The 12,766-nt window shown below is 57.0% G+C and carries 12 protein-coding genes; 2 read left to right on the forward strand and 10 right to left on the reverse strand.

Translation table 11 applies throughout. The features are described 5' to 3' along the window. Positions 1-5: 5 nt before the first annotated feature. From pstB to BLR97_RS00625, 4 genes are all read right to left on the reverse strand, one after another. Positions 6-821, reverse strand: a complete 816-nt coding sequence (pstB, locus tag BLR97_RS00610) for a phosphate ABC transporter ATP-binding protein PstB (protein WP_089701440.1) — start codon at positions 819-821, stop codon at positions 6-8. Beyond that, positions 815-2,212 carry a phosphate ABC transporter permease PstA gene (gene pstA, locus BLR97_RS00615; protein WP_244511090.1) on the reverse strand — a complete coding sequence of 466 codons (1,398 nt, stop codon included), beginning with the start codon at positions 2,210-2,212 and terminating at the stop codon, positions 815-817. The genes pstB and pstA overlap by 7 nt, the downstream gene beginning before the upstream one ends. Further along, entirely contained in the window at positions 2,209-3,321 is a 1,113-nt protein-coding gene (locus tag BLR97_RS00620; RefSeq protein WP_089701442.1) for an ABC transporter permease subunit, read from the reverse strand. The genes pstA and BLR97_RS00620 overlap by 4 nt, the downstream gene beginning before the upstream one ends. Positions 3,322-3,420: 99 nt before the next feature. Beyond that, entirely contained in the window at positions 3,421-4,377 is a 957-nt protein-coding gene (locus BLR97_RS00625; protein ID WP_089701444.1) for a PstS family phosphate ABC transporter substrate-binding protein, read from the reverse strand. A 106-nt stretch (positions 4,378-4,483) separates the two neighbouring features. Here BLR97_RS00625 and BLR97_RS00630 point away from each other — a divergent pair, with 106 nt between their 5' ends. After that, positions 4,484-4,903, forward strand: coding sequence for an acyl-CoA thioesterase (locus tag BLR97_RS00630; protein ID WP_089701446.1), 420 nt, complete (start codon positions 4,484-4,486; stop codon positions 4,901-4,903). A gap of 61 nt (positions 4,904-4,964) precedes the next feature. Here the strand turns inward: BLR97_RS00630 and BLR97_RS00635 are convergent, their stop codons facing one another. The 4 genes from BLR97_RS00635 to hexR form a co-directional block, all read right to left on the reverse strand. Continuing rightward, a complete protein-coding gene (locus BLR97_RS00635; RefSeq protein ID WP_089701448.1) occupies positions 4,965-6,059 on the reverse strand; it encodes a TRAP transporter substrate-binding protein in 1,095 nt (364 codons plus the stop codon). Between the two features lie 107 nt (positions 6,060-6,166). Continuing rightward, positions 6,167-6,646 (reverse strand): phosphate-starvation-inducible PsiE family protein, encoded by a 480-nt coding sequence (locus BLR97_RS00640; RefSeq protein ID WP_089701450.1) that lies wholly within the window; start codon positions 6,644-6,646, stop codon positions 6,167-6,169. A 64-nt stretch (positions 6,647-6,710) separates the two neighbouring features. After that, positions 6,711-8,909, reverse strand: coding sequence for a DNA helicase II (gene uvrD / locus BLR97_RS00645; protein ID WP_089701452.1), 2,199 nt, complete (start codon positions 8,907-8,909; stop codon positions 6,711-6,713). Between the two features lie 65 nt (positions 8,910-8,974). After that, on the reverse strand, positions 8,975-9,829 hold the full coding sequence (gene hexR, locus BLR97_RS00650; RefSeq protein ID WP_066316464.1) for a transcriptional regulator HexR: 855 nt from the start codon (positions 9,827-9,829) through the stop codon (positions 8,975-8,977). A gap of 254 nt (positions 9,830-10,083) precedes the next feature. On the opposite strand from hexR, the gene BLR97_RS00655 reads away from it, so the two are divergent. Further along, complete coding sequence (locus BLR97_RS00655; protein WP_089701454.1) at positions 10,084-10,302, forward strand: PA3496 family putative envelope integrity protein; 219 nt, start codon at positions 10,084-10,086, stop codon at positions 10,300-10,302. A gap of 68 nt (positions 10,303-10,370) precedes the next feature. On the opposite strand, the gene BLR97_RS00660 is transcribed toward BLR97_RS00655, so the two are convergent. Together BLR97_RS00660 and BLR97_RS00665 are read right to left on the reverse strand one after the other, a co-directional pair. Continuing rightward, the gene (locus tag BLR97_RS00660) at positions 10,371-11,714 is read right to left on the reverse strand and encodes a sodium-dependent transporter (protein ID WP_089701457.1); all 1,344 of its coding nucleotides are present in this window, start codon (positions 11,712-11,714) and stop codon (positions 10,371-10,373) included. A 176-nt stretch (positions 11,715-11,890) separates the two neighbouring features. Beyond that, positions 11,891-12,745: a DUF72 domain-containing protein gene (locus BLR97_RS00665; protein ID WP_089701459.1), complete on the reverse strand. Its 855-nt coding sequence runs from the start codon at positions 12,743-12,745 to the stop codon at positions 11,891-11,893. Between the last annotated feature and the right edge of the window lie 21 nt (positions 12,746-12,766).

Below are 12,766 nucleotides of genomic sequence, written 5' to 3' on the forward strand. Positions count from 1 at the left end.
TCAACCTAAGCCATGCGGCCGGTTATGTAGTTTTCGGTGCGTTGTAAACGGGGGTTAGTGAACACGTGGTCGGTGGGACCGTACTCCACAAGTTCACCCTCCTGTAAAAAGGCGGTGTAATCGGACACTCGCGCCGCCTGCTGCATATTGTGGGTCACTAACACTAACGTTAGCTGAGATTTGAGGTTACGAATCAACTCTTCGATCTTAAGCGTAGAAATCGGATCAAGCGCCGATGCCGGTTCGTCGAGCAGCAACACATCGGGTTGAACCGCCAAGGTGCGAGCAATCACTAAACGCTGCTGTTGCCCACCGGACAATCGCCAAGCGGAGCGATGCAAGTCGTCTTTGACTTCATCCCATAGAGCCGCCGACGTTAATGCCCATTCGATAATGTCATCACGCTGGCGCTTGGCGAGGCGCTTCTGCAGGCGCAGGCCAAAGGCAACATTGTCGTAGATCGACATCGGAAAGGGGTTGGGGGTTTGGAATACCATGCCCACCCGACGCCGTAGCTCTGTCACGTTTATCCCCGGGTCGTGAATATTGTGGCCCTCCAGCGAAATGCTACCGCTGTGGGTGACCGATCCATTCAGATCGTGCAAGCGGTTGATCGCCCTCAACAACGTCGACTTACCACAGCCCGATGGCCCAATAAAGGCTGTCACCCGATGGCGTGGCACCTGCAGGGTTAACGCCTGCAACGCCAATTTCCCCGCATAGGCGAGGTTGAACTGCTCAATGTTCAGGCAGCACTGATCCGCCGGAAAATGCGTTGCGGGTGCCTGAGTTGTCTGATCGACGTGTCGAGATGCTAGCATTCGCTTCCTCGCTGACGACGTAGATGATGACGCAGTAATATGGCAGTTAGGTTAAGCACCAACACAAGCAGCACTAACAATAAGGCGGTGGCATACACTAATGGGATAGCGGCCTGCACATCCTCGCCGTGAAAAGCGGTATCAAACAGATGATAACCGAGGTGCATAAACTTGCGTTCCAAATGTAAATAGGGAAATTCACCGTCTAGCGGCATCTGCGGCGCCAGTTTGGCAACGCCCACCAACATCAGCGGGGCCACTTCCCCCGCCGCCCGCGCCACGGCTAAAATGACGCCCGTCAACATGGCCGGCATAGTCATGGGCAGCACCACCCGAGTGATCATTTCAAGCCGCGTGGCACCCAGCGCTACCGCGCCTTCTCGTTGCGCTTCGGGGATGCGCGCCAGTCCCTCTTCGGTCGCCACGATGACGACCGGTAGTGTCAGTAGGGCGAGGGTTAACGAGGCCCACAGCAAGCCGCCGGTACCAAAGGTAGGCGAAGGCAACGCCTCGTCGAAAAACCATTCGTCCAGCGAGCCGCCAATACCGTAAACAAACACGCCTAAGCCGAATACCCCATAGACAATCGAGGGCACCCCGGCCAGGTTGTGAACGCCGATGCGCACTAAGCGGGTGAGGGGCCCCTGATGGGCGATCTCATTGAGATAGATGGCGGCTAACACGCCAAACGGCGTCACCATGACGGACATCAAAATAACCATCAGCATGGTGCCAAAGATAGCCGGCCATACACCGCCCTGGGTATTGGCCGCACGCGGGCCTTGGCTTAAAAATTGCCAAATACCGTTTCCCCACGTTTGGACTTTTTGCCCTACGCTCATGGCGTTGGGCGCTTCAGCGCTGAGCACGGTGGCCAATGACTGGCGCAGCGTTTGCCCCTGGGGAGTGCGCAGCGTGAGTTGATACTGGGCGCGTTGAAGTGTTGGTAAGCGTAGTGCTTGCTTTACCTGCTGCCAGGCGTCTTGGCCAGTAATACGCTGCCCGTTAACGTCGACGGCTTCCAGGTAGCCAATAAAGTCGCCCCAGGTGCGCCGTTCCAAACGAAGTAAAGTCGCCGGCTGTGTGCGTTGGGCAATGCTGTCCAGTGCTACCCAGCGCCAACGGACGTCGTCGATGTCGCGGTTGCCGATGAAATAGAGGCGTTCGTTGCCTGCTTGATCGGGAAGCGGCAACTCGCGCACGGCTTCACCGGCCACAATATCGCCATTGGCCAGCGTGACCTCGTCTAATGTTGCTGGCCAGAAATGCCCTAATCCACGGGTCAGCAGCAGCGCCAGCAATGCCCCTAGCATTAGCAGCGAGAGTGCGACACTGCCCGCACATAGCCAGGGCCAAACACCTTGCCGGAGGGCGCTTTTTAGTCGCTTCACGAGGCTCCCCCTATGCGGTGGTAGCGACGCCGCAGCCGTTGACGGACAACTTCCGCCAGGGTGTTAACTAAAAAAGTGAACAGAAACAGCACCAACGCCGCTAACACTAGCATGCGATATGGTGTCCCACCGGCGGAAGCTTCGGGCAGTTCAATGGCGATGGCGGCTGCCATCGTGCGCATGCCCTCAAAGGGGCTGGCACTTAGCAGCGCCGTATTGCTGCTGGCCAGCAACACAATCATGGTTTCCCCAACCGCTCTACCCGCGCCGATCATGGTCGCCGAAAACAAACCCGGCCAAGCCGCGGGCAGGGCCACTTTCATAGCGGCTTGCCAGCGACTGGCGCCTAGCGCCTGAGCACCTTCCATGAGCGAGCGAGGCACCTCGGTGAGGGCATCTTCTGCCAGCGAGTAAATGCTGGGAATAACGGCGAAGCCCATCGCCAGGCCGACAATCAGCGCATTGCGCGTGACATAATCGAGACCAAACCACAGATAAAGCCGTTGACGAAGGTCGCCACCCCACCAGGCCTGTTCTACCAACGGCGTTAACCAGAGCGCCACCATGAACATGGCGATTAGCCAGGGTATGAGCCACAGGGCTGCCCATGAAAGCGGCAGCCGGCGCTGCCAACGGCGACTCGCCAGGTGCCAGAGTAAGCCTGCGAGGCCCATACTGAGTGGCAGCCAAATTAGGAGTACTAGGGTGCTGGCCAGATGGCGCTCGACCCACGGGGCAAAAATCAAGCCGGCGATAAAACCGATGACCACGCCGGGAATCGCTTCCATCATTTCCAGCGTCGGCTTAATGCGGCTGTGCAACTGACGAGACATGAAAAAACCCGAGTAAAACGCCGCCCCTAGCGCCAGTGGCAGCGCAAATAGCAGCGCCATTAGTGCCGCTTTCAACGTACCCCACGCCAGCGGTGATAGCCTGGTGAGCGCGTTAGTGTTGCCGCTAAGTAACAATGGCATCGCTTCCCATACCAGGAACACCCCAATGCCCAACACTGCCAATAGCACACCCATACCACCGGCGGTAATTAATCCGGTAGCGATGCGGTCTTGTAGGTGGCGAAACGGCTGAGAAGTGAGCCGGTTGCGGGTCATGTGACGATCATGGACAAGTCAGTGATAAGATCAGCAAGTGGGATTGCATAAGGCCTCTTTACGTTACGTCACCTTTATGACAGTTAAATGACATTCTACCTACCATGTCCGCTGGGCTTCCAAGGTGCTTAAGGGCAAGGGAACAAAGCCTGCCGCGCGGGTAATCTGCTGTCCTTCAGCGGAAATCACCATATTCAGAAACGCCTGTTCGGCGGCAGGGAGTGTCTCGCCGGGCGGTAAGTTGATATAGACATATAGGTAGCGCGAGAGCGGATAGTCACCGTTTTGAATCGTGGTCTCGCTAGGCATCACCGCGTTACCCTGCTGGGTAGATAGCGGCAGTGCCCTTACCGAAGGCGTTAAATGATTATATCCGGAGTAGCCCATTGCCGCATATGACTCGCCGACCGCTGCGACCACCGCCGATGCGCCCATATGTTTACTGACATCGGGCCGAAATTCGCCGTCGCACAGCATGCGCTGACGAAACAGACCGTAGGTGCCAGACGCCATATTACGGCTATGCAACGCGATTCGACCCCTCGGCCCCGTATCATCCTCCACCAGTGTTTCCCAGCGCGCTATCGGATGGTCGCCACCACAGGCCCGCGTGCTTGAAAAAATCGCATCGACATCTTTAAGGGAGATCGCGGGCAGCGGATTATGGCGATGTACAATGACTACCAAGGCATCGCGTGCAACGCGCAGTTCTAACGGCGGGTAACCGTAGCGCTCGACAAAGGCATTGCGTTCCTCGTCGGTCATGCGCCGCGACATAGGGCCGATGCGGGTGGTTCCGGCGAGTAGCGCAGGGGGCGCGCTGGCGGAGCCGCTGGCTTGGAATTGAAGGCTGATATCCGGGTGCCGGGTAGTGAGTGCTTCTCCCCAACGCAGCATCAACCCGGCCATGGTGTCTGAGCCGACAGAGCCAAGGGTGCCGCTTGCTGAAGGCCCCGAGGTTTGCGCCCAGCCGGTAAGGGGCAAGCTGCAAAACAGCCATAGCAACCCCAAGGCGGTACGATATTTAATGCGTAAAGCGAAACCGTTACTATTCAATCGTAAACTCTCTTGTGATTAACTACTCGCGTATTGCGACGCAGCACGGTGCGCCCTCGATGGCGGCCTGATTTTCACAATAATAAACCGACAAAGCGACCGACACATGACATTGTTGGATACTGATTTGGATGACGTCCCCGCTCCCCAAGGACAACTCACCCTAAAATTATTGGCCTCGCGCCAGGATACCAATGTTTACGGCGATATTTCCGGCGGCTGGCTGATTAACCAGATGGATCAAGCGGTCGAGCTGGCGGCTGGGCGTGAGGCAGGTGGGCGTACCGCGACCGTTGCCATCGAGGCGATGGATTTTTTAAGCCCGGTGCGAGTCGGCTCGGTGGTCAGTGTGTACACCCAGCTACAGGAAGTGGGGCATAGCTCAATGACGATCGACGTAGAAGTATGGGTACGCGCCCCCCACGAGCGGCATTCGGACGAGCATCAAAAAGTCACCGAAGCGCGTTTTGTGATGGTGGCGCTGGATGACAACGGCCGGATTCGCGCCGTGCATGGTCAAGCCTAAACGATAAAGGACGCTTGTTTAAGCGTCCTTTATGCGTGTTTCATGTTGCCGCTTGGGTGGCTTAGGCGCCTACGTTGTCACGGCTTTTCAGGTACGCGTATTCGCCTACATCGCTGAACGGACGGACGATCTTTTGGAACGCCGCGTAGGACTCGTACACGCGGCGTGATTCCTCGTCGTCGTCTACCTGGCGTTGAATGGCGTCCTGAGAGCTTTGGTAAAGTGCCGTCATGACGTCTTCCGGGAAGGTGCGCAACTTAACGCCATGTTCGTCAACCAGGGCTTCAAGGGCCTGGGCATTACGGAAGGCAAACTCGCTATACATGGCCAGGTTCGAGGCGCGAGCGGCTTCGGTGATGACCGCTTGAAGATCTTCAGGCAGCGCGTTCCACGCATCCAGGTTGATGGTGCCTTCCAGCACGGCCGAGGGCTCGTTCCACACCGAGGTGTAATAGTAATCCGCCACCTGATGAAGCCCAAATGCCAGGTCGTTATAGGGGCCCACCCAGTCGGCGGCATCCAGCACGCCAGTTTGTAGCGAGGTGAATATCTCTGATCCCGGCATGTTGACGGTGCTCACGCCGATGCTGTTCATCGCTTCACCGGCGAGGCCCGGCAGGCGCAGTTTCAGCCCTTGCATATCCTCCAGCGAGTTAATCTCTTTCTTGAACCAGCCCGCCATTTGAGGCCCGGTATTGCCGACCGCAAAGGGTTTCAGATTGTGCTGAGCGTAAATCTCATCCCATAGCGTCTGACCGCCACCGTAGTAAAGCCAGGCGTTCATTTCGGTGGTGGTCATGCCAAAGGGCACAGCAGTGAAAAACTGTGAGGCGGCGACTTTTCCGCGCCAGTAATAGGACGCCGAGTGGCCCATTTCGGCGGTGCCAGCGGCGACGGCATCGAACACTTCAAGGGCAGGTACCAGCTCACCTGCCCCGTGAACGCGGATCTTCATGCGCCCGTTGGAAAGCTGCTCGACCCGGCGTGCAAAATCATTGGCACCGGTGCCTAAGGCGGGGAAGTTTTTCGGCCAGGACGTGACCATATCCCAGGTGTAGGTTTCGTTGGCGCGCGCAGTCGATGTGGCAACAAAGGGGGCGGCAGCGGCCCCTGCGACGCCAAGACTGGCGGTTTTGAGGAAGTGACGGCGTTGCATAGTGAGCAAGACTCCAAAAGTAAGCAGGCTGTTGTTATTAGGCGCCTAGGGCGCTGAGTAAGCGTATTAGTATGCGTGAATGCGAATTTTACTCGCAAGCTTGCTGATTAATCGTCGCTTGCGTCTTTCATACGGTTGGCATGGCGAACCAGCCAATAGGTACCCCCCAAGGCCAGCCCCGCAGCGGCCAGTGAGGCAATTTGCCAGGGGTCGATGGTTTCCATGTCCAGCACCATAAACTTGCGCACCAACGCCATAATGGCAATCAGCACCACGATTTCGACGTGGATAAAGCCTTTGCCGCTGGTCATCGTGCGGATGATGGAGTTGTTGAATTCCATGGCAATCAACACGGTGAGAATCATGTCGAACAGGGCTTGAAACACGCGGTAGTCGAAGGGGTCGCGACTCTCAATAAACAACAGCTGCACCACGTGAATCACCAGGTAGTACATGGCGACCAGCACAGCGCCGCCGATGGCCAGCGCCAGTACCAGCGAGATAATGCGTTCAAAACGATGGTAGCCGCTAAGTTCCGACCAGCCGTTACACACTTCAGGAAATAGGCGTTTTAAGCGTTGTTTCATAAGGCCCTCTGGATGGCGCATGGATGCGCGAGTAATGACGCGTGTGCGACGATTCGTGAGTGATTTACAGCGGCGTTAGCTTAGCAAACCCTAACACCAGCCATTTAACGCCTTCGCCTTCAAAGCTGACCTGCACGCGGGCGCGGGCACCTTCGCCTTCCGCGTTAAGAATAATGCCTTCACCGAATACTGGATGCTCTACCCCCTGGCCGACGTGCAGGCTAGGAAGGTCGCCGTCGCTCTCGACGCTTTGCTGGGCAAACGAAGTGCGCGAAGCGGTCACCGGGCGTGAAATATGCCCGCGCAGGCGGACTTCTTCGAGCAGGTGCGGCGGTAATTCGCGTATAAAGCGAGAAGGTCGTGGAAACACCTCTTTGCCGTGCAGGCGGCGCGTTTCAGCATGGGTTAAGTAGAGTTTTTGCATTGCGCGGGTAACGCCCACATAACAGAGTCGGCGCTCTTCCTCGAGCCGTCCAGGCTCCTCCAGCGACATCTTGTGGGGGAACAGCCCCTCCTCTACGCCGGCGATAAACACCACCGGGAATTCCAGGCCCTTCGCCGAGTGCAGCGTCATCAGCTGCACGCTATCTTCAAACTCTTCGGCCTCGTGGTCACCGGCATTGAGGGCCGCTTCGGATAAAAACGCCTCCAGCGCGGCCATGCCTTCGCCGGCTTCCGGCGTTTCAAAAGCATCGCCGTGGGTAAACGCCCGTGCGGCGTTGACCAGTTCTTCGAGGTTTTCCACTCGCGCTTGGCCTTTTTCGCCGCGTTCGCTTTTGTGGTGCTCAATCAGACCCGTGTGGTCGGTCACGTGGTCGATGATCTCGTGTAGAGGCAAACCGGCGGCGTCGTTATCCAACTGCTCGATCAGGTTGGCAAATGCCTGAACGGCATTGCCCGCACGGCCTTTCAAGGTGCCGTCTTGCATCGCGTCGTGCAATGCTTGCCATAGTGGGATGTTCTGCTCGCGTGCACGCAGGCGGACGATTTCCACCGTGCGGGTGCCAATGCCCCGGGTGGGCACGTTAATTACCCGTTCCAGGGAGGCGTCGTCGTCGCGATTGAGCAGCAGACGCAGGTACGCCAGGGCATTTTTAATTTCCAGCCGTTCGTAGAAGCGGTGGCCACCGTAGATGCGGTAGGGCATCCCCTGGCGTATCAGCGTCTCTTCCAGCAACCGCGATTGTGCATTGGAGCGGTAGAGAATCGCCATATCGCGTCGGTTCAGCCCCTCATCGACTTTTTCTTTGATGGTGTCGACGATGAAACGGGCTTCTTCGATATCGTTAAAGCCAGCGTATATCGAGATGGGTTCGCCTTCGCTGCCCTCTGTCCATAGCTGTTTGCCCATGCGTTCACTGTTGTGGCTGATAAGCGCGTTGGCGGCGTCGAGGATGGCGCTGGTCGAGCGGTAGTTTTGCTCAAGGCGCACGGTGTGGGTCTGGGGAAATTCCTGCTCAAAGCGGCGAATGTTCTCCACTTTGGCGCCGCGCCAGCCATAGATCGACTGATCGTCATCGCCGACGACCGTCATGGGCGTTTGCATGCCTGTGATCAGTTTTAGCCACGCATACTGAAGCGTATTGGTGTCCTGAAACTCGTCGACCAGTAAGTGGCCGAATCGCTCGCGATAGTGGGCCAGTAGCGCCGGGTTATCACGCAGTAGTTCGAGGCTTCTAAGCAATAGCTCGCCGAAATCGACCAACCCGCCGCGCTCGCAGGTCAGCTGATAGCGTTCGTAGAGCTCGACCATTTGGCCCAGGTAGGCATCGCCGTCCACGTTAACCTGGTGAGGGCGCAGGCCTTCTTCTTTGCAGCCGGAAATGAACCCTTGAACCTGACGCGGCGGAAAACGTTCGTCGTCGATGGAATAGTCTTTCAGCAGGCGTTTCACCAGCCGCAGTTGGTCGTCGGCATCAATGATCTGAAAGTGTTGCGGCAGCCGCGCATCCTGCCAGTGGGTGCGCAGCAGCCGATGGGAAATCGAGTGGAAGGTACCCACCCAGACATGGCGCAACGACAGACCTAGCAACGCCTCCAAACGAGTGCGCATTTCGCGCGCGGCTTTATTGGTAAAGGTCACTGCGAGCAACGCGTAGGGCGACAGCCCCTCCGCTTGCATTAGCCAGGCAATACGGTGCACCAGCACGCGGGTTTTACCTGAGCCCGCGCCCGCGAGTACCAATAGGTTGCCTTGGGAGGCGCTGACCGCTTCGCGCTGGTCAGCGTTAAGCTGATCAAGTATCGCCGTGACGTCGTCCATGTAAGCCGCTGCCGGGTCGAAAAATGGGCGACCAGTTTAGCACAGCCGAGGCGATAACTCGGCGTTCACGAGTCTTCCGGAAAGCGCAGCGAGTTAAGGCTCTTCTTCACCGATTTGAGCTGCTCTGCCAGCTTGGGACCGCGGGTTTTGGCCACGCCCACCGCCAGCACGTCGACCAATACCAGATGCGCGATGCGCGAACTCATCGGCGTGTAGATTTCGGTGTCTTCGTGCACGTCGATGTAGAGCGGCAGCGTGACTTCTTCGGCCAGCGGCGAGTCACTGGGGCAAAGACCAATCACCGTCGCCCCCGCTTCCCGCGCCAATCGCACGCTCGCCACCAGCGCCTTGGTGCGTCCGGTTTGCGAAATGGCCACCACCACATCGCCTTCCTTGAGCGTCACTGCCGACATGTTCTGCATGTGGGGGTCGGCATAGGCCGAGGTGGAAATCTGCAGCCGGAAAAACTTGTGCTGGGCGTCAAACGCCACGGCGCCAGAGGCGCCAAAGCCGTAAAACTCCACGCGATTGGCCATCGCCAGGGCATTCACCGCACGCCCCAGGGCGTCGTTGTCCAGGCGGTCGCGTACCGAGAGCAGCGTGCCCACCGTCGAATCGAAAATGCTGTGGGAGAACTCGGCGACCGAGTCGCTATCGTTCATCGAGAATTGGGCAAACTGGCTGCCGGTGGCCAGCATTTGCGCCAGCTGCAATTTAAAATCCTGGAAACCGTTGCAGCCCAGCGCGCGGCAGAATCGCACCACGGTGGGCTCGCTGACCTTCGCCTCGGTGGCGAGGTCAACGATCCGCATATGAATCACTTCTTCCGGATTGCGCAGTACAAACCGTGCCACTTTCTGCTCGGAGCGTCGAAAGTGCTCCATGCGGCGTCTCATTTCATCAAACAGGGCGCGACTCACGTGTAGCTCCTTTAAATCAAGCGGGCGCAGCGTTATGTGCTAAGCGTGCGCCTAGTATGCCTGAGTGACGCACTAAATGGGCAAGCAACGCACTGGCCCACGTTAGGTTGACACGGCGTTAGACGATTTTTTTCGAATTGGTCATCATTTTGTCAAGTAGGTTATAGTAAGAAATGAAGTGCCGCACTGCATCATCTAACAGTCGTCACCGATGTAGGTGGACGAAGGCATATTCACCTGGAGGAACGTCGATCATGCGAAACGTCGAACGAATCACCTCGGTTAAGAGCGAATTGCTCGATATTTTCATGAGTATGGAAGTGGACGAACACGCTGAGCGCCGTCGTAGTGCCGCGCAACGTAACCTGCGCGCACGGCGGGGGATAGAGCTGCATCGGGAATTTCAACAGCTATCGCGGGAGATCGCCCCCTTGCCGGACGAAGATGAACGGCAAGAGAGCGAACTGCACTAAAGTCTAAGATCAGGTTATTAAGGTCAAGCGGCTACGCCCTGCCACTGCAGGGCATAGACAACCAGTGATTAAAGGATGCCCGCCAGGAACACGGCAATCACGCCAATCGGTGCGATAAAGCGTGCGACGATGTTCCATACGTTCATTCCCGTCGCGGATAAGGCCAATTCTTGCTCGACGCCCTTACGCTCCAGGCACCACGCGACAAAAACGACCGCACCAAGACCGGTCAGCGGCAGTAGAATCTTCGCGGTGAACGTATCCAGCAAGTTGAAGATATTCAGCCCGAAGAACAACACGTCTGACCAAAGGTTAAACGACAGCAGGGCAGCCACGCCTAACAGCCATATGGCAATGCCGCTTACCAGCGTTGCAGTGATACGCGACAGCGGCGTGCGCTCTTCCAGCATCTCAACGGTGGGCTCAAGCAACGAAATCGCCGAAGTCAGCGCGGCAAAGGTTAGCAGCAGGAAGAACATCAGTCCCAATATCACGCCACCGGACATGTTACCGAACGCGATAGGCAGCGTGACGAAAATCAGGCCTGGGCCTTCGCCGGCGCTTAAGCCATTGGCAAACACAATGGGGAAAATCGCCAAACCGGCCAGTAGCGCAATGGCGGTATCAATAATGATAACGGTGCGCGCTGTGCTCAGCAGGTTCACGTCTTCGCCGAGATATGAGCCGTAGGCCATCATAATGCCCATTCCCAGCGATAGGGTGAAGAACGCTTGACCCATGGCTGCCAGCACCACGCCGCCATCCAGCGCGCTCCAGTCGGGGCTGAACATAAATTCTAGTGCTTCGCCGAAGTGGCCGGTGGTCATCCCGTAGCCCACCAAAATCAGCATTAAAATGACCAGTGCGGGCATCAGCGAACGCACGGCACTTTCCAGCCCCTTGGTCACGCCGCGGGCGACGATGCCAATCACCAACAGCATAAAGGCGCTGTGCCACAGCAGCAGTGTGCCGGGGCTTGCCAGCATACCGCTAAAGATCTCGCTGACGCTGTCAGCATCTTGGCCGCTAAAGGTGCCCATCACCGAACTTAGCGTGTAGTTGAGCGACCAGCCGCCAATCACGCTGTAGAAAGACAAAATCAAGAAACCGGCGAGTACGCCACTAATACCGACCAACGCCCATCCCTGGGACTTTCCACTTTGCTTGGCCAGCTCTCGCATACTATCGATGGGGTTTTTCTGCCCGCGTCGGCCAATCAGCCACTCAGAGAGCAAAATGGGCACGCCAACCAATGCCACGCAGGCAAGATAGACCAGCACGAAAGCCGCCCCACCGCTTTCTCCGACCAAATAAGAGAAGCGCCAAATATTGCCTAAACCAACCGCAGAGCCAGCGGCTGCCAGCACAAAGGCCATTTTGGATGACCACTGCGCATGCGCAAGTTTTGCCATACATCACCTGTTAATTAATTGATTGTAATAAGTCGTTGTCGGCGCGTTGCACCGCTATTCGAAGCTATTCGAAAAAAACATAGGTAAGCAGCAGATTGCCAGCGTCTTTTTCGAAAGTACGCGCAATTTATCCGATCAGTGCCGTGCATGCCAGTCAGCCACCCTAAAAAGGTGGGTTAAAATAGTTGGCTCTGCTTTTCACCGGCAAAGGGGACAAGCGGGGGGAGTGGGGTGATGTCGTGGACATCGTTATACAGCCTGCGGGCAAGCTCGGGCGACTCGCGGTTATCTGCAGTATGCACAAATAAGAAAGGGGTTTTCCCCTGATTTATCCACAGGCTTAGGCGAGCTTTCCAGGCATTGAAGTAGTTAACGTTAATGGTTTTGTCAACATGGCCAATAAAGCGAATCACAGGATGTTTCGCTGTTGAAAGCACGTGTAATGGGAGTTTCGGCTTTTCTTGCTGGGCATGAGCAAGGTTCGGATAGCCATTGGCTGAGGTTGAAAACAGCGGGCGCACATCAAGCATGACGCGGTTCGCCCGATAAGTTATCAACAATTGGTTAAGCGCTTTCTCAGCGGCGCCCTTGTGGAAAAATACAGGGTGGCGCACTTCAACTGCACAGGCTAAATGCGCGGGCCAACTGGCGAGCAGGGCTTCCAACTGCGGCAATTCATCGGGGCCAAAATCGCGGGGTAACTGAACCATCGTGGGGCCTAGCCGATCGTGAAGCGGGGCGAGGGCTGCTAAAAACGCCCAGGCGTCTTCCAGGCGTGTCAGGCGCTGGTCGTGGGTAACGCTGGCGGGTAGTTTGAAGCAAAAACGAAAATGCGCGGGTGCTTGGCGCGCCCAGGCAGCTACCGTCTCCGGCTTGGGCGCACCGCTGTAAAAAGTGGTATTGCCCTCGACACTGGAAAACACCGCGGCGTAATCGCTGAGCAACTCGGTCTTGGCATGACGCGGATAGAGCGTGCCCAACCAATCCTGGTTGGACCACATGGGCAAGCCGATATAGAGCGGGCACGTCATGATGAGGCGTCTACCTTAAGA

Source organism: Vreelandella arcis, from assembly GCF_900103865.1.
In the GTDB taxonomy this organism is placed as follows: domain Bacteria; phylum Pseudomonadota; class Gammaproteobacteria; order Pseudomonadales; family Halomonadaceae; genus Vreelandella; species Vreelandella arcis.

Coding starts and splice junctions, on each gene's coding strand:
- BLR97_RS00630 (WP_089701446.1), top strand. CDS start 4,484: ATGACATTGTTGGATACTGATTTGGATGACGTCCCCGCTCCCCAAGGA.
- uvrD (WP_089701452.1), bottom strand. CDS start 8,909: ATGGACGACGTCACGGCGATACTTGATCAGCTTAACGCTGACCAGCGC.
- BLR97_RS00660 (WP_089701457.1), bottom strand. CDS start 11,714: ATGGCAAAACTTGCGCATGCGCAGTGGTCATCCAAAATGGCCTTTGTG.
- BLR97_RS00655 (WP_089701454.1), top strand. CDS start 10,084: ATGCGAAACGTCGAACGAATCACCTCGGTTAAGAGCGAATTGCTCGAT.
- BLR97_RS00620 (WP_089701442.1), bottom strand. CDS start 3,321: ATGACCCGCAACCGGCTCACTTCTCAGCCGTTTCGCCACCTACAAGAC.
- pstB (WP_089701440.1), bottom strand. CDS start 821: ATGCTAGCATCTCGACACGTCGATCAGACAACTCAGGCACCCGCAACG.
- BLR97_RS00640 (WP_089701450.1), bottom strand. CDS start 6,646: ATGAAACAACGCTTAAAACGCCTATTTCCTGAAGTGTGTAACGGCTGG.
- BLR97_RS00665 (WP_089701459.1), bottom strand. CDS start 12,745: ATGACGTGCCCGCTCTATATCGGCTTGCCCATGTGGTCCAACCAGGAT.
- BLR97_RS00635 (WP_089701448.1), bottom strand. CDS start 6,059: ATGCAACGCCGTCACTTCCTCAAAACCGCCAGTCTTGGCGTCGCAGGG.